The following is a 25245-nucleotide window of genomic DNA, read 5'->3' on the forward strand; positions in this document are numbered from 1 at the left end:
ACAAATATGACCACTATGTTTGTGCATTATGGCAAAGAAAAAGAAGCTCTGTTACGAGCTTCCTAAAGAATGAACGCTAAATCGACTGTGAATAGTAACTTTTTTCCTCCTTCGAACCACAAATTATTTCTTCGAAAAGCGCAGCATCGGCTTCCGGGGTTCTTTTATTGATCGATAGCTTCCGCCATCGCACGCATTCTGAGCAGGTCGGAAGCAGAGATCTGGATGTCTGCCGCTTTTGCATTAACCTCGATCTGTTCTGCTGTTGTAGCGCCGCTCAGCAGGTTGATGTGCGGTCCCTGGTTCATGATCCATGCAAGTGCAAGCGTCGGAATATTGCAATTGTATTTTTCGCAGAATGGTTTCCAGTCATCCATCATATCCATCGCCTTCTGCATGTTCTCCGGCTGGAACCATTTCTTGTTTGCGCGGGCGCCTGTAGGCACATAGTCTCTTGGAAGGGTTCCTGTCAGAAGTCCCTGCTCCAGCGGGGAATATGCCTGGAGTGTTACCTGATGTTCTTTGCAGATCGGCACCAGCTCCTCCTCAACCGCACGGTCAAGAACGCTGTATTTTCCCTGAACAATATCCAGTTCTCCGTATTTTACGTATTCTGCAATGTGCTCTTTCGTCACATTAGCAGCACCGATTGCTTTAATTTTACCTTCCGCCTTCAACTCATTGAGCACTTGCATCGTCTCGGAGATCGGGGTAAAGAACGGCTCTACAGCCTGCCAGTGTGTCATATATACATCGATGTAATCTGTCTGCAGCCTTCTCAGGCTCTCTTCGATCTCCTCACGGATGGATTCCGGTGACAGATTTTTATACAGCTGGGTGTCTCCGACCTTGTTGAACAGGGCGCCCTCTCTTGTCCATACGATGCCGCATTTTGTCACAAGGCATACTTTTTCGCGGTCTACTTCTTTTAAGGCTTTACCGACGATAACTTCACTGTTTCCAAAATTATATCCCGGCGCCGTGTCGATCAGGTTAATTCCGAGCTCTACTGCCTTTACGATTGTGTCGATACAGTCGCGCTCATCCAGGTCGCCGTTCCACGCCGGACCTCCGCCGATTGCCCATGTCCCAAGACCCATTTTAGAAATCTGTGTGCCTGATTTTCCTAACTCCATATATTTCATTTTTTTCACCAATCTTTCTGAATTTCTATCTGTTATACCTTATTCTGCGGCTATGCCGCAGACCCGCCCGCAGGGCATGAGTTACGGGGTGCCCTTTGGGTATACCTTATTCTGCGGTTATTCTCTGTTCTGCTGTCTGTGATACTCTTCCAGCCGCGCATCCACCTGTGCCCTGTCCTTCACACCTGTTGTTGCCCCAATGCTCTGGACACTGATGGAGGCAGTCACATTTGCAAATTCCGCACACTCTTTCAGGCCTTTGCCTTCCAGGATGGCTGTAATAAAGCCGGATGCAAAGTTATCGCCTGCGCCGATCGTGTCAATTGCCGTTATACCCTGCATTGCAGGAACCTCCAGGGCACTGCCGTCCCGGCTCTTGATGAAACATCCTTTTTTACCGGTCTTTATCACAACATGCCCGATTCCACAGCCCAGAAAAATATCCGCAACCTTATCCAGTTCCGTCTCTCCCGCCATCATGCAGGCTTCCTCGTAGTTCGGGAAGAAATAATCCACATAGCCCAGTGCTTCCCTGATATCGTCCAGCGTCTCGCCAAGCCTTGCCTTGATCATATCCGCACAGATCATCATGCCCTGTTTCTTTGCTTCCTGAAAAATCCGCACCAGCGCCTTACAGTCCAGAAGAGGATTATTGAAAATGCTGGCCAGTGAGAGGAGCCTTGCTTCGGATAGTTTGGAAAGATCCACATCGTCGATGGTCATTTTCCACAAACTTCCGTTTCGGTTTGTAACAAATGTCCGTTCCCCATCCTCTGTCACAAGCCCTACATTGATGGAGGTATCAACGCCTTCCCTGACCCGGATTCCGGAATCGTCAATCCCGTTCTTCTGGCAGTGTTCCCGGATGAAAGCGCCGACTGCGTCTTTGCCGACCATGCTCATCAGCCCGATCCTGTGTCCAAGCCGGGACATGATTGTGGCCTCGTTAATTGCATCCCCGCCGATGGTCATAGATATCTGTTCCAGCGGGTATGACTCTATCTCAAACATATCTCTGCATACCGGCCGCAGCGGGATATCAACAACCGCTGCACCCACGCAGATTGCATCCAGTCTTTTTTCCACGTTTTATTCCGCCTTTCCGTCGTCTCCAAACAGATAGATTTTCTCCAGTGCACGCTGTTTTACTGCCGCTCTTACCGCTCTTTCCACCTCCAGGAATGGTTTTTCCACATTTGCCGCAATGGCAGTCATTGCCGCCTGGCACAGTTCTGTGTGGATGTTAATTTTTGCGATTCCAAGGGAGATGGCCTTCTTAATGTCCTCGTCGCCGATTCCGGAAGCTCCGTGAAGTACAAGCGGAACTGATACGGCGTCTCTTACTTTTTCTACCACCTCAAAGTTCAGCTGCGGCTCGGAAGTATAAACCCCGTGCTGATTTCCGATTGCTACTGCAAGGGAATCGCATCCTGTTCGCTCTACGAATTCTGCTGCCTGGGAGGGGTCTGTGTACTGATAGCTTGCCAGCGCCTCCTCGTATACCGTCTCATTTCCCACGTGTCCCAGTTCCGCCTCTACCGGGATTCCCAGTGGATGGAAATAGTCTACCACTTCTTTTGTCAGGCGGATGTTCTCCTCAAAATCATAAGCGGAAGCATCCCTCATGACAGAGTTCATGCCATGGTTGTAAGCATTCTGTACGATCTCCATGCTGCGGCCGTGATCCCAGTGCGTAATAACCGGAACCGCCGCTTTCTTTGCCATAGAAACCATCATGTGGGAGAAGTTCTCGAATGAGGTATTCCCTACAAACCCGGTTCCGAAAGAAATGATGACCGGAGCCTTGGATTCTTCTGCTGCATCAATAACACCCATCAGCATTTCCGCATTCCATACATTAAAGTGCGGAATTGCAAACTTTCCTGCTTTTGCTTTATTTTCCCAATATCTGATATCTGCTAACATGTTTTATTCCTCTCTTTTCTTCCTTAATCACACACTTTGACTACGCCTTTTACCATCTCTGTTTTCTTAACCGGGTCAATTGCTTCTTCAAATGCCTTCTGAACATCCTTGTAATCATAGATGTTGGTAACCATATCTCTTACATTAAACTTACCGGAGGCAATCGCATCGATCGTCTGCGGGAAATTATTGCAGTAGCGGAATGCGGTCTGAATGGTAACTTCGCGGTTGATCTTCAGAAAATCGATCGGCACCGGTTTGGACTGTGTGCCCACCATCATGATCTTCCCGCCGCGGCTGACAATCTGAACGGCCTGCTGTGCCGTGAATACCGCACCTGCCGCCTCAAATACAAGGTCTGCGCCGTGGTCCCCATATAGTTCCGGTGATCTGAGCACAGCAACCGTATCCTGCTCTTTTCCGTTGATCACTCTCTTCGCTCCGAGTTTCATTGCAAGATCCAGACGTTTTTCAATCACATCCACCACCGTGATATCTGTTGCGCCAAGACTTTTGCATGCCTGCATTGTCATCAGGCCGATGGTGCCGCCGCCCAGAATCACGATGCTCATGCCTGGCTTTGCTCCGCCAAGGATGGCTGCGTGCATTCCGACTGCAGCCGGTTCAACCAGTGCGCCTTCCAGTGTGGTCATTCCCTCCGGAAGATGGTATGTCCATTCTTCCGGATGGGTCATGTACTGTGTCAGTGCGCCTTTATAATTCGGCTGTGTAGCCATGAAATCAACGCCCGGGCAGATGTTATAACGTCCGGTCCGGCAGTATTCGCATGTATCATCCGGCACACCCGGCTCGATCAATACTTTATCGCCCACTTTAAACCTGGTTACCTTTGCTCCGATTCCCACTACTTCGCCTGCAACTTCATGTCCCAGGCCAATCTTCTGGTTCGGGTCTTTCGGCGGAATAAACGGTCCGCACTCGAATCCGTGGATGTCGGATCCGCACATGCCGACATACTCAACCTTCATGAGAATCTCATGGTCTTTCGGTTCCGGAACCGGACACTCCTGGATCTCAAAGTGTTTCGGGGTTACTAAGATTGCTTCCGAATTTTTCATATGATATCCTTCCTTTCTGTGCAGAGGGGTCTGACCCCTCTGCCGTTGGGGGCTGCCCCCTTTTGTTATTCTACGTTTCCAATGTCCTCAACAGATTCGCCTCTTGTCTCTACGCCAAAGATGAAAATGCATACCGCAATGATCGCAGCAACGATAGAAATCAGTACAAACACTCCCGTGCTTCCAATGGAGCCTGCAATATATGTCACAAGGAACGGGAAGAAAATATTGCTGACACGGCCCATTGCGTTACAGAATCCGGAACCGGACATTTTTGCTGAGGTCGGCCACATTTCCGGGACATATACCGCGGATGCGTAGCATACGTACATGTAAATAAATGTATTGAGGAAAAATGTGGTTACAATTAATGCGGTCATTGTGGTCTGCTGCCCTGTGATAATTCCCATGACAGCCATGGCAATCAGCAGGATCACACCCATAACGCGTCTCGGGATTTTATCCATGATCAAAGATGCGATAAAGATTCCAAATGGTGCGCCGAACAGTCCGAACATGGTCATAAACTGTGACTGTGATGTGTCATAACCTAAGGACCTTAACAGGGACGGCATCCAGGTCATCAATGTGTACTGGATCGTATTCATGCCGATCAGAACAAGGGAGCCGACAATCGTTCTTTTTAAAAGCTTGCCCTTGAACAGTGCTGAATATGGAAGCTGTTTTACCTGCTTTGCTTCTTCCGTTACAGGCGGCAGTTTCTCACCTGTGGATGCTTCGATCTCTTTTTCAATCTTTGTCATGATCTCATCGGCTTCTTCCAGTCTGCCCTGAGATTCCAGCCATCTCGGTGATTCCGGGTATTTCTTCGCAATCAGGATGGATGCGATGATGGAAAGAACAGACGGGATCATAAACTGAATTCTCCAGTTCATCATATAGCTTACGCCTGTTGAAACAATTAAAAATGCGATACCATTGCAGATTGGATGTGCCCAGTTGCCGATGAAGGAATTCCGGCTTGACCATACCCCGCGGTTTCTGCCCGGTACATATTCGGTAAATCCGGCGAACAGTACGACCAGAAGTGCGCCGAGACCGAATCCCTGAATCAGCCTGAAAACATAAAGTACGTAAATATTCGGTGATATTGCGCCGCCCACCATTGCGATGATATGTATAATTTCATATAAAAGGATGCTCTTTTTCCGGCCGATCTTATCACCGATTGGCCCGCCCACTAAAGCGCCGAAGAGCTGGCCGGCTGTATATGTTGTCCCCCACATTGCCAGAAGTTTTGTTCCCGGCTCCAGCCAGTGGATCTCATTCAGAAGGATATTCTGGACTGCTCCTCCGATACCGTTTGACCAGCAGACCAAAAGTGCAAAGGCGGATACCAGCCACATTTTGATATGCCAACCTGAATTCGGAAGACGATCCAGCCTTGCACCGATATTCACATTTTTTGTATTTGAATTCATAACCTTTTCCTTTCTCTATCTCATTCTTTTGCTATTTTTTCTATGTTCTGTATATTCATACCCGTAATGTCTATTCCCGCCGACAGGCGTCCGAATCTGCCTGCCGGATCTCTGAATTATTTATCCAAAAGAGCGCTTTTTACTTCTTTCTCCATGATTTCCCACGCTTTTTCTATATCCTTATCTTTATTCCAAAGCGCCGGCGGTCCTAAAACCACAACATCTGCCCCGGCTTCATACAGAGGCCCGTATACGTCTGCATTCATGGAGCCGTCTGCCTCGATCAAAAAGTCCAGCCCCATCTCCTCTCTCCATTGTACAAGCGTTCTGATTTTATCGTACATCTGGACAATCACTTTCTGGCCTGCATATCCCGCGTCTACAATCATAATCGTAACTTTGGAAAGCAGCGGCAGGTAATACCGGATAGCCTCCAGCGGCGCGGCAGGGTTCATTGCGATTCCCGCCTTGCAGCCCAGGGAAAGGATTTTGTTGATCGTAACAAACGCATCGCTCTCAATACAGTCCGTATGCGGGGTAATATAGGCAGCCCCCGCTTCGGCACAAGCCTCGATGTAATCCTGGGGATGTTTTACCATTAAGTGTGCGTCCATGGGTGTATGGACTGCCTTCCCCAGCACAGTCATAAAATCCGGTCCCACGCCAAATGTCTTTACATAATTTCCGTCCTTGATGTCAATATGCAGAAAATCAGCCTTTTCATCGATATAGCGTACCTGGTGTTCAAAATCATATAAGTCACAGCATCCCATGGATGGTGCAAGCAGTAATTTCTTTTCCATATTCACTCGCTCTCTTATTCTCCAATTAAGTTCAATATGTTCTTTAATTATGGTCCTTATTTAATCTTCAAAGTCATAGTGGAAAATTACTTTGATTGCTTCTTTATTTGCCATAGCCTCGAATCCTTCTTCCCACTGTGAAAGCCCGATTCTGTGGGTGATCATCGGCTGTACTTTAATCATTCCTGATTCCAGAAGGCGCAGTGCATTCCTCCAGGATGTGGAGTCATATGCCATATGTCCGATAATGCTCTTGTTCCATGATGTAATATCGTTGATGGAGAACTCAAGCGGCTTGAATCCCATGCCTACACGGACAACCTCGCCGTTCGGACGGAGCATCTCGATGGCCTGCTTCAGTGCGATATTGGCGCCGGAGCACTCTACAACCAGCCCCAGATTGTCCCTTCCGCAGATCTCGGTACATCTCTTCACGACATCTTCTTTGGATCCGTTAACCACATGTGTGGCGCCCAGTTCTTTTGCAACAGCAAAACGGACTTTTGTGTCTTCTTCCAGGCCGACCATTACAATGTTAACTGCCCCCATGATCCTTGCAACCTGTACAGCGAACAACCCGAGCGGTCCGGTTCCGAATACAACAACGTCCTGTCCCGGAAGGAGATGGGCCTGCTGTGCGATTGCCTTGTAAGAGTTACAGATCGGATCGAGTACTGCTGCCTCTTCATATTTAACATTCTCCGGAATCTCCCAGATTGCATGTTTATGTATTCTCAGAATCTCTCCCGGAACCTTGCAGTATTTTGAAAAGCCGCCGCCCCAGGTATTGTTGTCCAGTCCGAGGTTCACCTTGTTCTCGCAGCAGAGGAAGTCGCCCTGTTCACATGCCGGGCAGACACCGCATACGTGGGCGCTGTTGTCGGATACAACCCGCTGTCCGACCTTCCAGTCCTTCACCAGCTCTCCGACCTTCACGATCTCGCCTGCGAACTCATGTCCGCGGATGGAATTGAATTCATCGGAACCGTTGTCCACTTTGTAATGCTTCATGTCTGCACCACAGATTGCCGCCGCCTTGATCTCAATAATAATGTCCTCCGGTCCGCATTCAGGCTCCGGCACATCTATCATCCGATATCCACCAAACTCTTTACCATACCTTGCTAACGCTTTCATACTTATTCTCCTTTTTATAAACATATATTTTATTGCTGCTTTGCAAAATCTGTTTCCGGCCGGAAACGTTGTTTCTTTTGATTTAACTAAATTTTACACCCATCCTTTGTTTTAGTCAATTGTTTTCTGTGTTTTAAAGATCAATTCGTCATTTTATACAGATATTATTACTGTTTCAAATGCAAAACTCCTGTTTTATCGTATTTATTCTTGTGTATTTTCACAAACTTCTGTTTTTCAAAGAATATTTATTCCGATTATTATTAAAATATCTGTACTTTAAGAATCTTATTTTAAATTTTTTTGGCTGAAACTTAAAAAGATCATTTTCCCTCTGCTTCATACTGACTCAGGAAAATGATCTTTTATTAAAAGGGGGACAGACCCCTTTGCAAAATGGTCTGTCCCTTTTTATTCTATTATTTCATATATTTACTCTCTACAACAAATGATTTTGTGGTCAGGGGCTCCGATCCCATAAAGTTTTCAATATATCGGAAATACCCCTCCGGGCCAAATTCTTTTGTCCATAATTCGATGGATTCGTAAACTCTCACGATGCACTTTCTTGCTAATTCAAAGAAATCATGATCTTCTATTACGGATTCTTTTAACTGATTTTTAAAAAGAGAATTTTTCTCAGGAATAAAGAGTTCTTCAATCACATCCGCAGAAGGTCTGTAACATTCTTCCTCCAGCCTGGAACAATTATGCTCTTCCCGATCTGTAATGCTTTTGATATCAAACAGTACCAGCTGCAGTAGGGAGCGGTACCTATATATCCATAAATATATTATCGTACTCCTGATGTCTTTAGTCAAGTTATTGGCCTTCATTGTCTTTATAGTCATTTTCCCTGAACCCAGTTACTGTTTAGACCATAATGCTCCTTCGGATCATCTATCAGTCAACCGTATCATCCCGCAGAGCATCCGATAAATTATAATTCAGAGCCCTTTTCCCGCCAACATAATAGGCCAATGCTACAAACCCAAAAATCACAAGACAAAAAATTATCATTGGAATGATGGGCGCCACAGCGATAAATTCCATAGGATTTAAATGACTAGCCTTAATCATGAATGCAACGGCAGCCACCGTAAGCGGTAATGTAATAAGCAGAGGCCTGCCTGCAATGACCAGGGCTTCGATACAAAACATCTTTCGAATGCCTCCCGTTGTCATGCCCACAGACATATACTGCGCTAATTCCCGTTTTCTCTGGCGCAGAAATCCCAGCGTGTTGGAGAATACATTTGCGATTCCGATTACTGCAAGGATGGCACAGAACCCGCCCAGAATCAGTTGATATCCGAAAATGATTTCATCATTTGTGATTTTCTCCTGTATGCGGTTTTCTATTTCTGTTTTATAGTTTGGAGCAAGAAGATGCAGGACATCTTTTTCTATTTTATCCAGAGCTTTCAGCGAAGCGTTTTCCCCGGCCAGAATTCTGATGTAAGTGTCCGATTCTGCGCCTCCAATCTGCCCAGACACTTTTTTCCAAAGTGAAAGGGGCATAAACTGCACCAGCGCATAGTCTTCATATTCTTCCCTTAGGGCTGGCATCTCCTGTGTATATGCTGTCACTGGCACTTCTGTCTTCTCTCCTCCCAGATCAGCATCCTGCAATAACACGGACTCACGGTTTTCCCCCACAAAGGGGATATATTTTGGATATCTGAAATTACTGTGCAGACTGTCCCATATTCTGTTCAGTATGACCGTACCGTCAAGCCGTGGCGGGGCTCCTATTTGTCTGCAGTATTCCGTAAATGCGGCATCATCCAGTATCACAACCGGCGCCTTCACCAGCCACGTGTCCCCCTCTTTTGTAACGGATGTCCCTGCAACAGCCTCCGGCCCTCCAAGTGAGGCCAGTTCTTCACTGAGCCAGTCTTGCGGAACATGGCTGACTGCTGCTGCCTTTTGGTATACCGCAAGATCCCGGACTCCTTCCAGTTCCATAAGCTGCCCTGTCTGCCCGAACTCCTCGATCCCCGTATCTTTAACAGTTGCCATAACATCCCACACATCCTGGTATCTTTCAAAATAAGTATACCTGGTGCTTATGCCTGAAAGCGCAAAGAAACACAAGATCAGGGTGAATCCCAGAAAAGAAAGCGTGAGAGATAGTGTGGAGGTACGCAGGGCTTTCTTTCTGGCTTTTAATGCATTTCCCGCAAGCTCCCCTTCTACACCAAAAAGTAATGTCAGTATTCTGGACTGTTTTTTCTTCTTTAGATGCAGTTCCCCTGTATTGCGGATCGCTTCCAGCGGCGTCATTCTGCTAAGTTTCCTGGCCGGGAGCCATGCGGAAAACAGGACAGTAATTACGGAGGAAGCCAATGTCAACGCAAATACCAGCGGATGGTACCTAAAACCTAATTCATACCTCCCCGGAATATTTTCCGCCATGGCGTTCATTGCCTGATTTACTCCAAAACTTAAGGCGATGCCGAGCAGGATGCCAAGTATTACCGGAATTGTACAAAGTGCGGCCGCTTCCTGCATCAGACACGTCCGGATCTGCCCGGGCGTCGCCCCCACACTGGAAAAAATGCCAAACTGATGAATTCTCGCATTCATGGTCAGTGCAAAGGAATTGCGTATAATCAGTATGAGTGACAGCGAAACTACTACCAGTACCGCCAGATAAAACGTCATCAAAAGCGGTGGCTCCTCATCGTTTGGATCATGTATCAGATACCTGGACAATAGTACAAGATGATAAGACGCGGCATCTTCTTCCATCCCCAGTTTCTCTGCAAGCAGAGGCATATCCTCAAAAACAGTTCTGGGATTCTGAAACCATACATCCACAACTGTCCCTTTTTCACCGGACAATTCCTCATTAATTTCTGCCCTTTCAACATTGCCAAACTTCCGGATAACAGCCAAATCTTCCCCGCTTATCTGACCGGTGATACGGCCCTGCCAGTCCCCCTCATCCAAAGTAAGCTTTTCGACTTCATATACCCAGATATTATAAAACAGACTGCACAGAAACGACAGGAACAATGCGGCAATAAATGCCGCCGCCATGATTGATATACCGGAAGCTCTGTTGTTCTTTATATAACCTGAAGAATAATCCTTCCACATCCTGATCACCTCTGTCTTTCGTCGCCGATGATGCGGCCGTCTTCGATCGTTATAATGCGGTCTGCTTCCAGCGCAATCTTCTCATCATGGGTAATCAGCAAAATGGTCTGCTTCAGGTTCCGGTTCGATAGCTTCAGCATGTCAAGGATTTCCGCCCCGTTCTTCTGGTCCAGATTGCCGGTAGGTTCATCGGCCAGCAGCAGCGCCGGACGATAAATCAGGGATCTGGCTATCGCCGCGCGCTGCTGCTGCCCTCCTGACAGCTGGCTGGGCAGAGCCTCCAGTTTATCGGATATGCCCAGCGAGTTTACGATGGACTCAAAATATTCCCGATTCGGTTCCTTTTTGTCCAACATCAGCGGCATCAATATGTTTTTCCTGATGGTAAGCGTTGGAATCAAATTGTAAAACTGATAAACCAGTCCCACCTTCCTGCGGCGGAATATGGCGGACTGGGTCGGATTCATAGCTGATATGTCAACACCATCTATCCAAACCTTTCCCTCCGACGGCTTGTCCACGCTTCCCAGAATGTGCAGCAATGTAGATTTCCCGGAGCCGGAGGCTCCTACAATCGCCACGAATTCCCCCTTATTTACCGAGATATGGACCCGGTCTAAAGCAACCACCCTGTTCTCTCCTGAGCCGTATATTTTACTGACATTTTCACATCTCAGAATCTCCATGTGATCATCTCCTCTCCTGTAAAAATGAATATAGTCCGTACCTGTTCAACAGGTGTGTATCATCATTATAACAGGTTAAAGTGACTGCTCAGTGACTGTAAAACCTGATTTCAAAACAGCCCCCGCCGCCAGGGATATTCTTCGCCCTGATTGTGCCGTTTTGGAGTTCAATGATTTCTTTTGCAAGGGACAGACCGATGCCGATCCCGTTTTTCCCGGCATTTTGGCCGCGGTAAAACCGTTCAAAAAGACGGGGTATGTCTTCTCCAGTGAAGCCTTCACCTTCATCCCGGATTATGATCGTCTTATAGAGCGGATTCTTATCGTAGGAGCAATGTACGGTACCGCCGGCCGGAGTATACTCCACACAATTTTTGAGCAGATTCATGAGGGCCTCCATTGTCCAGTCGAGGTCTGCGGTAATCTCTATTTGGCTCCCCTCCGGTATGTCAACGCTGACATCCGCATCGGCTAATACTTCCTGTAAATTATCGGCAGCAAGGGTCAGTATCGTATAGATATCCACGGCCTCCTGTTTCAAAGGAAGCGTCCCTGCGTCCAGCCGGGATAATAGAAGCAGCGCCTCCTCCAGGTAAACCAGACGGTTCAGCTGCTTCTGTATCTGCTCTGGATAATCTCCGGACGGATGGAACCTCATCATCTGCGTAGTAAGAGAGATAGCGGTGACGGGCGTTTTTAACTGATGTGCAATATTGGAAAGATTCTCAGCAAATTTGTTTCTCGCATCCAGTGCTGCATCTCTCGTCTGATAGAGCATCGTCACGGTTTTATAGATCTCATCCTGTAATTGTGAGAAATCGTCTTCTCCGGTCTCTGATATCAGGCCCGGACTGCCCGTATTCACATTTTCCAGATAAACCGTCAACGCCTTTATACGCGCCGCTTCCTTTTTTCTCCTGCAGCGGAATGTAAAAAGAAACAGGAGGCTTCCTGTCGCAAAACCAATTGCAGCAAACAGATATGGATACCGGTGGGTGGTCTTAAAAAAATCCGACTGCCTGTAGCCATAACGGAGCAGTACATTTTCCTCTTTCTGCATTGCAGGTGTGTCACTGTACTCTTTTAAAACATTCAGCACCGTCTGTTCCATGTCCGGCTGCTCCTCTGTCAGTTCCCGGAAGAGATGGCCTATAAGCTGGAAATGCATCCTGTTGTTAAACTCTGCCATAAACAGGGCCGTGACGGCGGAGGCAATCAAACTGAACGCCAGGACGAGCCCGATCAGTGCGCCTGCATTTTTTCGTCCTGTCATAGAGTATCCTCCATGCGGTATCCAAAGCTTCTTACGGTTTTCAGGCAGGAGGGCTGATGCAGTTTCTCCCTTAGACGCTTGATTGTCACCGTAAGAGTGTTATTATTCACAAAGTTTCCATTGCTGTCCCAAACCTGCTCCAGTAACTTTTCTCTTGGAATTGTCTTTCCTTTGTTTTTCATAAAGAGCAAAAGCACCTGGTACTCCGGCTGGCTCAAACTGATTTCTTCCTCCCCGCAGAACACTCTCATCCCGTTTTGGTCAATGGTGATTCCGTCGCAGGTCAGATATTGTCCCAATACATTCCCAGACCTGCGCAGCAGTGCACAGATGCGCGAATACAAGACTTCAAGTTCAAAGGGCTTCACAACATAATCATCCGCACCATTTTGGAATCCGGATACGATGTCGCTGGAACCGCTGCGGACGGTCAGGAAAACCACCGGAAGCTCCTGCCATCTGGAGCGGATCCACCGGCAGAACCTGTCGCCATCCCCATCCGGCATATTCCAGTCAACCAGGGCAATTGCAGGCAGATTATTGGTAATCGCCTTCTTTGCTTCTGCTATTGTTGTGAAAACGGATACACTGCAATTGTGCTGTTCCAAATATGCTTTCACTGTCTGCGCGATATTTTCATCATCTTCAATATAATAAACGTCGATCATCTTGCCTTCCTTTCTCAGAACTTCAGGTTCGTGTTCCGTAAAGCCAATCTTATTTCCAAAAAATGCAGGATATCTAAAAGAAAGGATATCCTGCATTTTATAATTGATTATGAACATAGCGGGCAAGCCCGCTTCAACACTATTCACCAAAAAGCCGGTCTGCTTCTTTCATATTTTCAACCACAGACACCCCAAAAGGACACCGTTCCTCACAGCTTCTGCACCCAATACACTCATCTCCCCTGTGCAGCAGGCTGTGATAATGCGACCTGACAGACGGAGGCACCTGATTTGGTGTAAGGCGCGCGATATCCAGGTATTTGTTCACCGCAGCAATGTCAATTTCCACCGGACATGGATGACAATGGCCGCAGTACACGCAATTGCCCTGGAAATCATTTTTCATCGTCGCAATGACCTGGGAATAATCTTTATCTGCTTCATCCATGTCAAAATAACCGACTGCACTTTGCACCTCTTCTCTGGTCTGCGCTCCGACCATGACACTTGCCACTGAAGGCCTTGATAATGCATAGTGGATGCACTGAGGTACCGTTAACGGTTTTGCAAACGGAGAATGCTCTTCCGAGATCAGCTTTCCGCCGCCCAGGGATTTCATGACTGTTATTCCCACCTGATTTGCGCTGCAGATCCGGTAAAGTTCCGCCCTCTTCGGATCCAGGCCCCGGTAAAGCTTGACTCCCATATCGGTTTCTATATGGTCGAATATATATTCTTCTGACGGCAGCATATCAAAAGCAGGATTGATGCTGAACATCATCATATCCGGCACCCCTGTGCTGATGACTTTCGCCGCTGTGATCGGATTGTGGGAGCTGAACCCAATATGCCTGATATCTCCCTGCTCTTTCAGGCGGAGTACATAATCGACGAAATCCGTCTCAAATACATCCTTGTAATCTTTTTCCGTGTCTATAAAAAACATCATCCCAAAATCTATGTATCCGAAGATGCCAAGCATCTCCTCAAAATACTTTTTCACTGAGGGCAGATCACGGCTTACATCATACTGCTCATGAATGTCCGTGGATCCGATGTGCCCCTGGATCATAACCTGATCACGCCTGCTGCCAAGAGCCTTGGCAATATTTTCTCGTACCTCCCTGCCAGGCATAAACACATCAAAGAGATTGATTCCGTTTTCAATAGCAGCATCAATGACCTCTTTGACCTGCTCATATGGCTTTCCGTCAAGATGCTCACATCCAAGGCCAATCGCGCTTACCTTTTTCCCTGTTTTCCCCAACTCGTTATAAATCATATGCCTTACCTCCATACTGTACACCATATTTCATTGCGGCTGTATAATAAGAATAGCATAATCATCCAAATTTTACTATCATATAACACACATAATCGGGATATAGTTAACGAGCTTTAGACTCGTTGACGGACGCCGGACGCGAATGACGAGGGGAGTCCAAAACCTGCCGGGGCAATGTCTGCTGGTGAAATGTCCTGACACTGCGCGAAGAAGCTGTAGAAGAAAACAAAACGGGAAGGGAGGTACGTGCCGCATTTGTCCCGAATGCCGATGCATTCGCGCCGCAGGCGGCACCAGAATCTGCCTGGTAAGGCAAATTCTGCCCTCCCTTCCCGTTTTGTTTTCTTCAACAGCTTCTAATCGCTCGCTTTATGGACTTTTCACCAGCAGACATTGCCCCGGCAGGTTTTGGACTCCCCTCGTCATTCCCTGTTGCATCCAGACGGTGGTTAAGAGCTCGTTCCCCGGAGGGAGCCTCGTACGGTTGCAGCGGATGGGATAGAATTGGTGGTTCGTTTATAGCAATGTTAGTTTTAGATTCCCTTTCCTTTGTATATCTGATAAGGATATAGAAGTAATATCAATTCTATATATCCAGTAGGTGTATAAAAACTAAGGGGATACGACTTGCAGTATCAAACTAATTAATTACACATCTGGAAGATGAAAAGACGCGCAAAGCCAATTCCATCCGCCTCCCCCGTCTCGGGTTCCACTCTGGGGGCGAATTCTTTACTACCGACCGGATGAACCAGCCAAGCGGACCGTAAGCGGCAAGCCCTTTGGCCTGTATGGTCGGTTTAAAACGCCTTATAGCGGACGATTAGAAGCTCTTAGAGAGCTGGAGGCACCCGGAAGGGATGAAAATTGATTCTCCGAAATCAATTTTCAATCCGGCCTGTGCTGAAAAAATATCAATTTTTTCAGCGCATGCCGGATGTGCCCTTCCGGGTGCCTCCAGGTCTCTTAGAGCTTCTTCGTTAAGCGGTCAGGATTTTAAACCGACCATACAGGCCAAAGGGCTTGCCGCTTATGGTTCGCTTGGCGTCCCCATCCGTCGACAAGTCTAAAGCTTGCCGACTAAATCCCTGACAGGAGCCCTGCACCTTCCATTCTGGCACAGATAATACATCGCGCCCTCCTCAGGTATCGGATATTCTTTTACATACGGTATTATTTTTTCTAATTCGGCCTGGTTATTGCTGGTCTTTACAATAACCGAGCGGTTAAATGCAGGTTCTTTCAATAAGTGTTCTTTTAATGTCTCCGGCACCCTGTCCCCCGATGTGGTGCAGATGAGTTCCTGTGACGGATAAAGAGCCCTCAAAAGAGCCTGCAGTCCAAAGCTGTGCCCGGAAGGATATCCTTTTGCAGCACCGGTAAGAAAATGAATCTGCCGCTCCAGGGCTTCCTGCCAGAACGAATCACATGAATACTGTGCCAACTGGCTCAATAACACCGCTGCTGACGAATTTCCGGATGGGATCGCGCCGTCATAAGTTTCTTTTGGACGGGTTATCAAAGTTTCCGCATCCGATGCGGTCAGAAAGTATCCGCCATTTTCTTTGTCTTCAAACAATTCTGTCATTTGGCGTGCGAAAAATTCCGCCTCTTCCAGGTATATTGGTTCATAGGTCATACGGTACAATTCCAGAAGCGCCAGCCCATAGACCGCATAGTCATCCAGCTGCCCTGCTATAGCGGCCTCCCCCTCCCGCCATCGGTGAAAAAGTCTTCTGCTGCTGTCTGTCATAGATTCCCGGATAAACCGGTACGTATCTTCGGCGGCATTTTGGAAGCGGGCATCATCCAATATCTGCGCGGCTTTTGCCATCGCAATTATCATCCAGCTGTTCCATGACAGGATAACTTTGTCGTCTCTGTGCAGTGCAGTGCGGTTTTTCCGGTAATCATACAGTTTTTTCAGCCGAATATCATCTGCCGGCCACGCACTTCCCTTTTGCCCGATCAGATTTGGGATACTGCTGCCTTCAAAATTCCCGCTGGCAGTAATGTCGTAGATGAGGCAGAATTCCTCTCCGTCCTCACCGCCTAAAACCTTCAGAACCTCATCCGGAGTGAAAAAGTAATATTTTCCTTCGATCCCCTCACTGTCTGCATCCTGCCCGCAGTAAAACTGCCCTTTGGGTCCAGTCAGTTCCTTTAATACATAATCCAGAGTTCTTCCGGCAGTATCACCGTAATCCTTTTTCTTCGTTATATGGAAGGCATCCAGATATGCAATCGCAAGGAGGGCATTGTCGTAAAGCATTTTTTCAAAATGAGGCACCAGCCATCTTTCATCCGTAGAATACCTTGAAAAACCTCCGCCGATCTGGTCATTCATACCGCCGCGCGCCATTGCGTCCAGTGTGTGCTCTGCCATTTCCATAGCCATTCTGTCGTTCTCTAAACTGCCATAATGCAGAAGGAAGAGCAGGTTATGGGAAGCCGGAAATTTAGGCGCATTACCAAAGCCGCCCCACAGTCTGTCAAACTGCTGTCTATATAGGTCTACCGCTTTTTTTAGAATCCTTTTGTCCGGGGCGCTCCCTTCCTCGCAGTCTGAAATTGCAATAAACTCTGTAATCTGCTGCCCGGTCTCCAAAAGCCGCTCCCTGTCCTCTCTCCAGAGCCGGCTGATTTTCTGCAGTACTTCAATGAGCCCCGGATGCCCGTAGCGCGGATATGTCGGAAAATAAGTTCCCAGAAAAAACGGCTTTTGGTCAGGCGCCAGAATCGCCGTGAGAGGCCATCCCCCCGCTCCGGTTACTGCCTGGCAGGCCGCCATATATACCGAATCTATGTCGGGACGCTCTTCCCTGTCAACTTTAATACAGACATAATGATTGTTTAATACTTCCGCAACCTGATCGTCTTCAAAAGATTCATGAGCCATAACATGACACCAGTGGCAGGTGGAATATCCAATGCTTAAAAAAACAGGACGATCCTCTGCTTTTGCTTTATCAAACGCTTCTTTGCCCCAGGGATACCAGTCCACCGGATTTTCGGCATGCTGTAATAGATATGGGGATTTTTCGTATTTTAAATGATTCATATAGATTTGCCCTCCCATCTGCGGTTAATATGCCCCTTTGAGGCGTACTTTATTCTGCAGTTGACTGCGAATGCGGCTGTCAGGGCATATATTGCGGTGAATGCCCTGACCTATCTGAACTTATACTAATATTCTTCTTCGTTTAAGTCTTTTATTGCACATTACCTACTTGACATACGACAAGTAAAAGTGTTAAGTTTATTATTTCACAATAAACATGATATAGTTACCAAAACCGAGGAATTAGATCGCTCTGGATGCTTACTATCAGGCAGAGAGAAATGATAATGAAAATCCGCTTGACTTTTGTAGAAGAAATGGATGGGAGGAATACATTTACAGAATGCTCATTGTTGACTTTCTTATTTTGAATAGAGACCGGCATGGAGCAAACATGGAGGTTTTGAGAAATAATAAAACGAGGACATTAAAATTAGCCCCGCTATTCGACCATGGTCTTTCTTTCATTTTTCAATGTCATGAAGAAAATGAGATGATATCGTTTGATGTCATGCAAGATAGACCTGTCCAATGTTTTGTTGGATCCAGATCTGCAATGGATAATTTAAAATTAATACCTGCTAATCAACATCCGCATTTAAGCAGGCTGCAGGAGAAAGATAAAGAAAGCTTGTTTGAAGGTATTGATTCAGTTATGCCTATGGTTTGGCAGGAGAAAGTGTGGGAAATGATTTGGAAGAGGTGGCAATATTATGAAAGTTTTTGCAATCAAAGATGAAGAAGACAAACAGCTTAAAACTCTTGCGTATTTGATCTATTATGAAAGAGAAAAGAAATTTTATATTGAACTTCCTGAAAATGCTGACCCATGGGAAGTTCCACTGCTGCTGGATTCTTTCGTAAGACGAGGGGAATTCACTGTAAATGCATTTTGGAGCAAGCTATGGGTACAGCAGCGAATTGTGCCTCAGGATCGTCAAAACCTCGGACAGATTTTAAAAACTAATGGCCTTGAAACCTACAACGAGTATGAACTTCTTATGCTGGGTGAGGGTAGATGCGCCCAGGATAGTTACTATTTGGTCCCGCTCTGCAGTAAGGTGTTAAATGAACAGTTCCATATGAGGTACCAGATAAAAATAGAAGATGTAGTTCCTTTAGAAGGTTCAAAGCTTTTAGTTTTTTTCGGAATGGCAATGTACGGAAATGTAATATGAAACGCCTGCTTTCCTATAATGCACGCTTTGCTTCGATCATGAAGAATGACGAGCTTTTTAAAAAAGTATGCATTCAAACCGGAGGATATGGAGTTTGCTGGGGGGAGCATCTATCTGTCTCTGATAAAAAATTATATGAAACAGGAGAAAGTATTCCCCTTTCTATCAATGATTTCCGAAGCTTTGTTTCTTCCCGAACAGTAAATACAACACAAGCTTCCGAATTACTGGAATGTTCGAGGCAGAATATAGAGGATCTGGTAAAACGGGGGAAGCTGCATCCAGTAAAAGTGGATGCTAAGAGCAAGTTATTTCTGAAGAGTGAGATTCAGCAGCGCCTTTGGAGATAATGAATGATAACGAAAAAAACCTAAAGGCCACATTTGTTTATATCATGTGGTCTTCAGGTTTTTAAATCAGATCATTCATTTAAACTCGTTTATAATCTCATTCAATACTTATCAATTCACCAAATTATACTCTCATTTAAATTCTACAATTCTCCATGAAACATTTCTTTATCAAACTCCGGATTAAAGTAGTAGAAATTCTTACTGTCTAACTGCTCTTTTGTCTTTTCCAGTGCCTCTCCGAATCTCTGGAAATGGACGATCTCCCTGCTTCTCAGGAACTTCAGCGGTTCCCTGATCTCCGCATCCGGGATCATCCTTAGCAGGTTGTCATAAACCGTACGCGCCTTCTGTTCCGCAGCAAGGTCTTCCGTTAAGTCAGCAATGGCGTCCCCCTTGGACTGGAATTCAAGCGCTGTAAAAGGTACTGCAGCTGCGGCCTGCGGCCATAGTGCGGTGGTGTGATCAATATAGTAAGCATCAAACCCTGCCGTCTTGGCTTCTTCAATTGTCAGGTTCTTTGTAAGCTGGTACACCATGGAGCAGATAATCTCCATATGAGCAAGCTCCTCCGTACCGATATCTGTCAAGAGGCCGCCAACTGACTTCACAGGCATGGTGTATCTCTGTGCAAGATAACGCATGGACGCAGAAAGTTCGCCGTCCGGCCCGCCGTACTGGCTGATAATCATCTGTGCAGTTTTGGGGCAGGTTTTTGTAATTTTAACCGGAAATTGTAATCTTTTCTCATAATACCACATTTATACACACCCTCCTTCCCACGGCATCGGTCCCTTTTGCCAGCAGAATCTGTCATCATGGCTGCCGCAGTCTGCGATCTGGCAGCGCGTCAGCGGATTGAATGCGGATGCATATTCCTTCAGAAGCATTTCCCGTTCCTTTAGTTTTTCTTGATATAGTTCTTTTGCTTCCTCCTGCTCTTCGTGAGTGTCCAGATAAAGCGTCAGGTCATCTAATACAAAGCTGACCTGGGCAATCTTTCTCATCATGTCCTCTCTTTTGATCTGCTCATCTGACTTCTTTTCTTCCGGCTTTTCGGAATCAGAAGTATGGTGATCCATTACGATACTTGCCGCAAAAAAAGGTTTGTTCAAATCTTTAAAAATGGTACCAATATCCAATGCATCTTTGTCATCATATAATTCTCCCCATTGCTGCATAGGGATGGTTGCAATTGCAAGCTGTGTTTCTGACATAATTATCTCCTTTCTTGTAAATACTAGTGTTGCATATTTAGTATCTGCAAAAATCAGAGCACTATATTGTCAAAAATTGCAATAAGGACTCAAAGCGCCTTATTATGTTATCTTCCAAAAGTTACTATGTAATTGAAAGATCATTCAACTATCCATTTTTACAAAAGCAGTTTTTATCATGGTCATTCACCACACCCACCGCCTGTAAGTACGAGTATATGGTTACAGAGCCCACGTACCGCATGCCTCTTTTCTTCAAATCCTTTGATATACGGTCTGACAGCTCCGTCTTTACAGGAATTGTATCTGCCTGATTGATGATGATCTTTCCATCCGTAAATCCCCACAGATATCCGGAAAAAGATCCGTATTCCTTCTGTATGTCCATAAAAATCGTTGCATTATGAACCGCCGCTGTTATCTTTCCCCGGTTCCTTATAATCTGCGGGTTCTGCATCAGCTCCTCCACTTTTTCCGTTCCATAAGCCGCAATCTTTTTAACGTCAAAGCCATCAAAAGCCTCCCTGAAAAATTCCCTTTTCTTTAAAATGGTAATCCATGAAAGCCCTGCCTGAAATGTTTCCAATAAAAACATCTCGTAGAGCTTCTCATCGTCGTACACCGGTATGCCCCATTCCTTATCATGGTATTCTATATAAATAGGTGATGATAAATCCACCCAGAAGCAGCGCTTCTTCTCCACCTCATGTTCCTTCTTCTCCATATTGTATTCCTCCTTCTCCGCCGTATTATTCTTGTTCAGCCCACTTTGCAATACGGCACATCTTCAAAACCAGTTTCCCGTCAAAAATATGAACCGGTATGTCCGCATCAATCGGATAAATAATCGGGCAGGCTTCGTCTTCAAAAAAGTACACCAGCACCACTTTCTGATTCGGATCTACCAGCCAGTATTCCCGAACTCCGGCGTCTTCATATTTATGAAGTTTTATAATATAGTCCTTTCGCCTGGAACCCGGTGAAATGACTTCCAGCACAAAATCCGGAGCTCCCATGATATTGCGTCTCACAATCTGCCCCGGATTACAGACAATTGCAATATCCGGCTGGAGCATCGTCTTTTCGTCATTATCCAGCTGTACATCTACAGGCGAAATGAACGGTGTGCATTCTCCGTCCTGCTCCACTATATAATTTGCAATCTGCCTGTATAGCTCTCCTGCAATCAGCTGATGAAATGTATTCGGCGCTGCCATATCATAAAAGTAACCATCTATCAGTTCCACTCTCTGATCGTCCGGAAGTGCGCGGTAATCGTCTACCGTGTACATTCCCGGCTCACTTCCTGCGTGGTACGCAGAGGCTTCCCTCACCACTGCCGGCTCTTTAAACACATTCTCAAGCGCAAGAATCGTCGCATATCTCGGATTCTCCGTCTCCCCGTTAAATATCTTTTGTACGGTACCCAGCGGAACACCGGACAATTCTGCAATCTGTGCATACGTATAACCTTTCTCCTTCTTCTTCTGCTTCATCTCCTGAATCGTCATAACCCTTCCTCCTCCGCAGCATCCGTTTATGGTTATATATTACAACATTTAGGGAGAATTGTAAACCGAATCTTATGCAATACCGGTTAAATTTCGGTGTGCAGATCATTTTTTTTTAATATGCCTCCTTTTTTCTTTTTCGCATTCCTGGAATTCATTGCCGCCAGCACAAACAATGCTGCGTTTATAAGAACTCTGTCCGCCTGGTTACCGGCAAAAAAACAAAATGACACTGTTAAAACTGCGCATCAGGCATTATAATAAAGCCAGTAGATCGTAAAATAAGTAACCTGCTGTTTATAGCCTGTGAATGATTCATAAGTAGAAAGGAAAATGCGGACAATGAGCATTTCAACAAACGAAAAAACAAACCACAATTATGCAACAAATAACAGCAAAAAGATCCGGACCGCTGTGGTAGGCTGCGGTGCGATCAGCGATATTTACCTGACCAATATGATGCATCGGTTCCCGAACCTGGAGGTCACAGCCTGCACGGCAAGACATTTGGAGTCAGCTCAAAAAAAGGCGGCTCAGTATGGAATTCGGGCCTGCAGCTATGAGGAGATACTGCAGGATGAAACAATTGATATGGTAGTCGTGCTGACGCCTGCGCCGACCCACTATGAATTAATCCGCCAGGCTCTGCTTAACGGAAAACATGTGTATACGGAAAAAACAATGACCGTTGACCTGGAGGAGGCTAAGGAACTGATACAATTATCGGAAGAGAAGGGCCTGTATCTTGGCTCTGCGCCGGATACATTCCTCGGGTCCGCACTGCAGAATGCCAGGCGGGCAATCGATGAAGGTGCAATCGGCGAGGTAACCTCCTTCCAAATCCACGCCAACCGCAATCTCGACGTCATAGCGAGTTTCGCAACGTTTCTGTGTATGCCGGGCGGTGGAATCTGCCATGATTACGGGGTTTATTATCTGACCGCTCTGGTGAGCCTTTTAGGTCCGGTTAAGCGGGTATCTGCGGTTGTGCGGAACAAGAATGAAAAAAGAAAGAATACGAGTCCGGGAACACAGGGCTACGGGCGGGAGTATGAGTACCGCAACGAAAGCCAGGCTGCTGCAGCTATGGAATTAAAGAATGGTGTATTTGGTACCTTTGTATTGAACGGCGACAGTATTTTGCAGGATCAGGCGGAATTTATGATATATGGCACAGAGGGTATTCTGAAGCTTACTAATCCGAATCTGTTTGGCGGGGAAGTGATTCTTATGACCAATGACAGCAAACAGTGGGAGGCCACAACAAAAGAAGCCGTCCATTATACGGATGCATTTTCAGAAAATAGCAGAGGAATCGGTCCGGCAGAGATGGCATCGGCTATCATCGAGGGCCGGCCAAACCGGGCAAATAAGGAGATGGCATATCATGTACTTGATGTCATCAGCCAGATGATAGCGAGCAGCGAGAGCGGTCGGTTTGAGGAGGTTCTGTCCGAATGTGAACGGCCAGCCGTTTTGGAAGATGGAATGTTTTAGGTTTTTTTCTCTTTACTCACATGCAATGACATGCTCGTATCCGTAATTTGAAAAGGCATGACCATTGAAATTCCGGTCATGCCTTTCCCCATGCTTCATGTATTGTTTTCCTATATTTATGATCAGAGCGGCAAATCACGCTTACTGAACCGTACAATCCCAATCCCGATAAGCACCAGCCCAGCTATATACAAAATGATGCATGTCATCCAGGCTTCACTGTCACCGGCACCCAATCCATCAACATTAAATAATGTCAGCGGAGTTACATATTTCAGATTTTCAAATTTATCCCCTACTCTTGAAAGCATCTGTACCAAAACGGAATATACTAATACTGCTGTACTGATTGACAAGGAATATTTGGATTCGTTAAAGAAACAGGATGCACAGAACCCTACGCCTCCTAAAAATATCAGCAGCCCCAGCAATCCTATATTTACTCTCAGAAATGCTTTGATTTCCATTTCTCCCGGAAACATTCCCTCACTGAAAGCAAGTATCAGCCCCGTCGCAAATCCTACCATAATAACCAGGCACAGAATCATGAAGACTGCCTGTGTCAGCATAATCCTCCAGCGTTTTACCGGCGCAGCCAGCAAATATGCCATTGATCCATTGTCTACATATTTTGCTGACAGCCTGTTCGTCAGAATAATAATAAATACTCCAGGAAAACCGATAAAAAGCCAGCCATACAAATAACTTGAAACAAACTGCAACAGGGTCGAACCAGGACTGTTCATTCCGAAGGCCGAGAAGATTCCTGGCATGCTTTCCGCCATCATTTTTAAGCTGTCACCCATTTTCGGATCATACATAATTGTAATCATACTCCCATAAACACTAAGCACGACAAGGAAAATTGCGAGCAATAGCCAGTTGGATTTTATTTCTTTCTTAAACAACGTTGCATTCATTATCTAGCACTCCCTTCTCCGTAAAAATGCATAAAGAATTCTTCCAGACTCTGCGTCTGCACATCTAAATCCGTAATGGAATATTCACTTGCCTTTTTAACGAAAGAATCTAAATTCCTTCCCACTCTGGCTGTCACAGTCCTGTTTCCCGCCTCATAGGATACTTTAGGAAACTCTGCTGCAAACGCTTCAGCCATAACTGCATTTTTAAAAGTAACCGAGATATTCTTCTGGCGGCCTTCTTTGAGCTTTTCAATCTCCTCAACAGCAACTAATCTGCCGTCACGGATAATGGCAGCACGGTCACATGTACGTTCCACTTCCTCAAACATATGAGAAGACATAAGGATCGTTTTTCCGGCCTTCTTCTCTGCAAGAATCAGCTCTACAAATCGATTCTGCATCAATGGATCCAAACCAGATGTAGGTTCATCAAGTAAGTAAAGCGAGCATGTTGTCTGCATAAAAGCACAGACAATTCCTATTTTTTGTTTCATCCCCTTAGACATTTTTTTCAGTTTACCAGATGCATTCAGCTCAAACATATCCATTAACTCCTGAGCCCGCCCCAAGTTTTTTATTTTTTTCATTCTGGCCACAAAATGAATGAACTCCAACCCGCTCATAGAATCTATAAATGCAATTTCACCTGGCAGATAACCAAGATATTCCTGAATTTTGTCAGCCTCTTTAAAACAATCCTTCCCTAAGATCGACAGTTTTCCGCTGTCCGGTTTCATAAATCCCATTAACTGACGGATGGTCGTTGTTTTTCCAGCCCCATTAGGCCCCAAAAACCCAAGAACTTCTCCCTGTTTCACGTCGAAGCTGACATCGAATACGCCCCGTCCCCTGCCATAATCCTTTGTGATATGGCTGATCTCAATTACACTCATTCTGATATTCCTCCTTGTTAGCTGCAATAAATTGTCCGGACAGGTTTGACTTTCTCAGTCAAACCT

At 46.0% G+C, this 25245-nt stretch carries 25 protein-coding genes; 5 read left to right on the forward strand and 20 right to left on the reverse strand.

Annotated features, from left to right (window positions below; translation table 11 throughout):
* Nucleotides 1-164: 164 nt before the first annotated feature.
* From ydjG to ARB69_RS16150, 13 genes are all read right to left on the reverse strand, one after another.
* Nucleotides 165-1145, reverse strand: a complete 981-nt coding sequence (gene ydjG / locus ARB69_RS16090) for an aldo/keto reductase (protein WP_050638779.1) — start codon at nucleotides 1143-1145, stop codon at nucleotides 165-167.
* Between the two features lie 117 nt (nucleotides 1146-1262).
* Nucleotides 1263-2231: a carbohydrate kinase family protein gene (locus ARB69_RS16095; RefSeq protein ID WP_055154258.1), complete on the reverse strand. Its 969-nt coding sequence runs from the start codon at nucleotides 2229-2231 to the stop codon at nucleotides 1263-1265.
* Between the two features lie 3 nt (nucleotides 2232-2234).
* Entirely contained in the window at nucleotides 2235-3071 is an 837-nt protein-coding gene (locus tag ARB69_RS16100) for a class II fructose-bisphosphate aldolase (protein WP_055154260.1), read from the reverse strand.
* 23 nt (nucleotides 3072-3094) lie between these two features.
* Entirely contained in the window at nucleotides 3095-4150 is a 1056-nt protein-coding gene (locus ARB69_RS16105; RefSeq protein WP_050638781.1) for an NAD(P)-dependent alcohol dehydrogenase, read from the reverse strand.
* Nucleotides 4151-4215: 65 nt separating this feature from the next.
* Nucleotides 4216-5592: an MFS transporter gene (locus ARB69_RS16110; protein WP_050638782.1), complete on the reverse strand. Its 1377-nt coding sequence runs from the start codon at nucleotides 5590-5592 to the stop codon at nucleotides 4216-4218.
* Between the two features lie 116 nt (nucleotides 5593-5708).
* Entirely contained in the window at nucleotides 5709-6395 is a 687-nt protein-coding gene (locus tag ARB69_RS16115) for a ribulose phosphate epimerase (protein ID WP_050638783.1), read from the reverse strand.
* 60 nt (nucleotides 6396-6455) lie between these two features.
* On the reverse strand, nucleotides 6456-7532 hold the full coding sequence (locus ARB69_RS16120) for a zinc-binding dehydrogenase (RefSeq protein ID WP_050638784.1): 1077 nt from the start codon (nucleotides 7530-7532) through the stop codon (nucleotides 6456-6458).
* A 419-nt stretch (nucleotides 7533-7951) separates the two neighbouring features.
* Nucleotides 7952-8353, reverse strand: a complete 402-nt coding sequence (locus ARB69_RS16125; protein WP_129879786.1) for a hypothetical protein — start codon at nucleotides 8351-8353, stop codon at nucleotides 7952-7954.
* Between the two features lie 82 nt (nucleotides 8354-8435).
* A complete protein-coding gene (locus ARB69_RS16130; protein WP_055154264.1) occupies nucleotides 8436-10637 on the reverse strand; it encodes an ABC transporter permease in 2202 nt (733 codons plus the stop codon).
* 5 nt (nucleotides 10638-10642) lie between these two features.
* Nucleotides 10643-11323, reverse strand: a complete 681-nt coding sequence (locus ARB69_RS16135) for an ABC transporter ATP-binding protein (RefSeq protein ID WP_055154266.1) — start codon at nucleotides 11321-11323, stop codon at nucleotides 10643-10645.
* An 88-nt stretch (nucleotides 11324-11411) separates the two neighbouring features.
* The gene (locus ARB69_RS16140; RefSeq protein ID WP_055154268.1) at nucleotides 11412-12596 is read right to left on the reverse strand and encodes a sensor histidine kinase; all 1185 of its coding nucleotides are present in this window, start codon (nucleotides 12594-12596) and stop codon (nucleotides 11412-11414) included.
* The gene (locus ARB69_RS16145; protein ID WP_055154319.1) at nucleotides 12593-13264 is read right to left on the reverse strand and encodes a response regulator transcription factor; all 672 of its coding nucleotides are present in this window, start codon (nucleotides 13262-13264) and stop codon (nucleotides 12593-12595) included. The genes ARB69_RS16140 and ARB69_RS16145 overlap by 4 nt, the downstream gene beginning before the upstream one ends.
* Before the next feature lie 139 nt (nucleotides 13265-13403).
* On the reverse strand, nucleotides 13404-14546 hold the full coding sequence (locus ARB69_RS16150) for an aldo/keto reductase (protein WP_055154270.1): 1143 nt from the start codon (nucleotides 14544-14546) through the stop codon (nucleotides 13404-13406).
* A gap of 863 nt (nucleotides 14547-15409) precedes the next feature.
* Between ARB69_RS16150 and ARB69_RS16155 the strand changes: the two genes are divergently transcribed.
* The gene (locus tag ARB69_RS16155; RefSeq protein ID WP_055154273.1) at nucleotides 15410-15619 is read left to right on the forward strand and encodes a hypothetical protein; all 210 of its coding nucleotides are present in this window, start codon (nucleotides 15410-15412) and stop codon (nucleotides 15617-15619) included.
* Here the strand turns inward: ARB69_RS16155 and ARB69_RS16160 are convergent.
* Nucleotides 15616-17610 carry a thioredoxin domain-containing protein gene (locus ARB69_RS16160; RefSeq protein WP_242857618.1) on the reverse strand — a complete coding sequence of 665 codons (1995 nt, stop codon included), beginning with the start codon at nucleotides 17608-17610 and terminating at the stop codon, nucleotides 15616-15618. The genes ARB69_RS16155 and ARB69_RS16160 overlap by 4 nt on opposite strands.
* Before the next feature lie 394 nt (nucleotides 17611-18004).
* Between ARB69_RS16160 and ARB69_RS16165 the strand changes: the two genes are divergently transcribed.
* The 3 genes from ARB69_RS16165 to ARB69_RS26765 are packed head-to-tail and all read left to right on the forward strand — an operon-like array spanning nucleotide 18005 to nucleotide 19138.
* Nucleotides 18005-18349, forward strand: coding sequence for a hypothetical protein (locus tag ARB69_RS16165; protein ID WP_129879348.1), 345 nt, complete (start codon nucleotides 18005-18007; stop codon nucleotides 18347-18349).
* Complete coding sequence (locus tag ARB69_RS16170) at nucleotides 18324-18788, forward strand: hypothetical protein (protein ID WP_055154279.1); 465 nt, start codon at nucleotides 18324-18326, stop codon at nucleotides 18786-18788. Before ARB69_RS16165 ends, ARB69_RS16170 begins: the two co-directional genes overlap by 26 nt.
* Nucleotides 18785-19138 carry a helix-turn-helix transcriptional regulator gene (locus tag ARB69_RS26765; protein WP_129879346.1) on the forward strand — a complete coding sequence of 118 codons (354 nt, stop codon included), beginning with the start codon at nucleotides 18785-18787 and terminating at the stop codon, nucleotides 19136-19138. Before ARB69_RS16170 ends, ARB69_RS26765 begins: the two co-directional genes overlap by 4 nt.
* A gap of 143 nt (nucleotides 19139-19281) precedes the next feature.
* Here ARB69_RS26765 and ARB69_RS16180 read toward each other — a convergent pair whose 3' ends face one another.
* The 4 genes from ARB69_RS16180 to ARB69_RS16195 form a co-directional block, all read right to left on the reverse strand.
* Nucleotides 19282-19899, reverse strand: a complete 618-nt coding sequence (locus ARB69_RS16180) for a manganese catalase family protein (protein ID WP_050638793.1) — start codon at nucleotides 19897-19899, stop codon at nucleotides 19282-19284.
* Nucleotides 19900-20355 (reverse strand): spore coat protein CotJB, encoded by a 456-nt coding sequence (locus ARB69_RS26140; RefSeq protein WP_055154281.1) that lies wholly within the window; start codon nucleotides 20353-20355, stop codon nucleotides 19900-19902.
* A gap of 148 nt (nucleotides 20356-20503) precedes the next feature.
* On the reverse strand, nucleotides 20504-21079 hold the full coding sequence (locus ARB69_RS16190) for a DNA-3-methyladenine glycosylase I (protein ID WP_154253345.1): 576 nt from the start codon (nucleotides 21077-21079) through the stop codon (nucleotides 20504-20506).
* A gap of 25 nt (nucleotides 21080-21104) precedes the next feature.
* Nucleotides 21105-21866: a Uma2 family endonuclease gene (locus ARB69_RS16195; protein WP_055154283.1), complete on the reverse strand. Its 762-nt coding sequence runs from the start codon at nucleotides 21864-21866 to the stop codon at nucleotides 21105-21107.
* Nucleotides 21867-22208: 342 nt separating this feature from the next.
* Between ARB69_RS16195 and ARB69_RS16200 the strand changes: the two genes are divergently transcribed.
* Nucleotides 22209-23363 carry a Gfo/Idh/MocA family protein gene (locus tag ARB69_RS16200; RefSeq protein ID WP_055154285.1) on the forward strand — a complete coding sequence of 385 codons (1155 nt, stop codon included), beginning with the start codon at nucleotides 22209-22211 and terminating at the stop codon, nucleotides 23361-23363.
* 122 nt (nucleotides 23364-23485) lie between these two features.
* Here the strand turns inward: ARB69_RS16200 and ARB69_RS16205 are convergent, their stop codons facing one another.
* Nucleotides 23486-24283, reverse strand: a complete 798-nt coding sequence (locus tag ARB69_RS16205; protein ID WP_154253344.1) for an ABC transporter permease subunit — start codon at nucleotides 24281-24283, stop codon at nucleotides 23486-23488.
* Complete coding sequence (locus ARB69_RS16210) at nucleotides 24283-25179, reverse strand: ABC transporter ATP-binding protein (protein ID WP_055154289.1); 897 nt, start codon at nucleotides 25177-25179, stop codon at nucleotides 24283-24285. The genes ARB69_RS16205 and ARB69_RS16210 overlap by 1 nt, the downstream gene beginning before the upstream one ends.
* Nucleotides 25180-25245 lie beyond the last annotated feature (66 nt).

It is taken from the genome of Faecalicatena contorta, assembly GCF_001404335.1.
Taxonomy (GTDB): Bacteria; Bacillota; Clostridia; order Lachnospirales; family Lachnospiraceae; genus Faecalicatena; species Faecalicatena contortus_B.

Excerpts from the sequence above, each read along its gene's own strand:
- ydjG (WP_050638779.1), bottom strand. The coding sequence starts at position 1,145 with ATGAAATATATGGAGTTAGGAAAATCAGGCACACAGATTTCTAAAATG.
- ARB69_RS16100 (WP_055154260.1), bottom strand. The coding sequence starts at position 3,071 with ATGTTAGCAGATATCAGATATTGGGAAAATAAAGCAAAAGCAGGAAAG.
- ARB69_RS16105 (WP_050638781.1), bottom strand. The coding sequence starts at position 4,150 with ATGAAAAATTCGGAAGCAATCTTAGTAACCCCGAAACACTTTGAGATC.
- ARB69_RS16110 (WP_050638782.1), bottom strand. The coding sequence starts at position 5,592 with ATGAATTCAAATACAAAAAATGTGAATATCGGTGCAAGGCTGGATCGT.
- ARB69_RS16115 (WP_050638783.1), bottom strand. The coding sequence starts at position 6,395 with ATGGAAAAGAAATTACTGCTTGCACCATCCATGGGATGCTGTGACTTA.
- ARB69_RS16120 (WP_050638784.1), bottom strand. The coding sequence starts at position 7,532 with ATGAAAGCGTTAGCAAGGTATGGTAAAGAGTTTGGTGGATATCGGATG.
- ARB69_RS16130 (WP_055154264.1), bottom strand. The coding sequence starts at position 10,637 with ATGTGGAAGGATTATTCTTCAGGTTATATAAAGAACAACAGAGCTTCC.
- ARB69_RS16135 (WP_055154266.1), bottom strand. The coding sequence starts at position 11,323 with ATGGAGATTCTGAGATGTGAAAATGTCAGTAAAATATACGGCTCAGGA.
- ARB69_RS16140 (WP_055154268.1), bottom strand. The coding sequence starts at position 12,596 with ATGACAGGACGAAAAAATGCAGGCGCACTGATCGGGCTCGTCCTGGCG.
- ARB69_RS16145 (WP_055154319.1), bottom strand. The coding sequence starts at position 13,264 with ATGATCGACGTTTATTATATTGAAGATGATGAAAATATCGCGCAGACA.
- ARB69_RS16150 (WP_055154270.1), bottom strand. The coding sequence starts at position 14,546 with ATGATTTATAACGAGTTGGGGAAAACAGGGAAAAAGGTAAGCGCGATT.
- ARB69_RS16155 (WP_055154273.1), top strand. The coding sequence starts at position 15,410 with ATGAAAATTGATTCTCCGAAATCAATTTTCAATCCGGCCTGTGCTGAA.
- ARB69_RS16160 (WP_242857618.1), bottom strand. The coding sequence starts at position 17,610 with ATGAATCATTTAAAATACGAAAAATCCCCATATCTATTACAGCATGCC.
- ARB69_RS16165 (WP_129879348.1), top strand. The coding sequence starts at position 18,005 with ATGGAGGTTTTGAGAAATAATAAAACGAGGACATTAAAATTAGCCCCG.
- ARB69_RS16170 (WP_055154279.1), top strand. The coding sequence starts at position 18,324 with ATGAAAGTTTTTGCAATCAAAGATGAAGAAGACAAACAGCTTAAAACT.
- ARB69_RS26765 (WP_129879346.1), top strand. The coding sequence starts at position 18,785 with ATGAAACGCCTGCTTTCCTATAATGCACGCTTTGCTTCGATCATGAAG.
- ARB69_RS16180 (WP_050638793.1), bottom strand. The coding sequence starts at position 19,899 with ATGTGGTATTATGAGAAAAGATTACAATTTCCGGTTAAAATTACAAAA.
- ARB69_RS26140 (WP_055154281.1), bottom strand. The coding sequence starts at position 20,355 with ATGTCAGAAACACAGCTTGCAATTGCAACCATCCCTATGCAGCAATGG.
- ARB69_RS16190 (WP_154253345.1), bottom strand. The coding sequence starts at position 21,079 with ATGGAGAAGAAGGAACATGAGGTGGAGAAGAAGCGCTGCTTCTGGGTG.
- ARB69_RS16195 (WP_055154283.1), bottom strand. The coding sequence starts at position 21,866 with ATGACGATTCAGGAGATGAAGCAGAAGAAGAAGGAGAAAGGTTATACG.
- ARB69_RS16200 (WP_055154285.1), top strand. The coding sequence starts at position 22,209 with ATGAGCATTTCAACAAACGAAAAAACAAACCACAATTATGCAACAAAT.
- ARB69_RS16205 (WP_154253344.1), bottom strand. The coding sequence starts at position 24,283 with ATGAATGCAACGTTGTTTAAGAAAGAAATAAAATCCAACTGGCTATTG.
- ARB69_RS16210 (WP_055154289.1), bottom strand. The coding sequence starts at position 25,179 with ATGAGTGTAATTGAGATCAGCCATATCACAAAGGATTATGGCAGGGGA.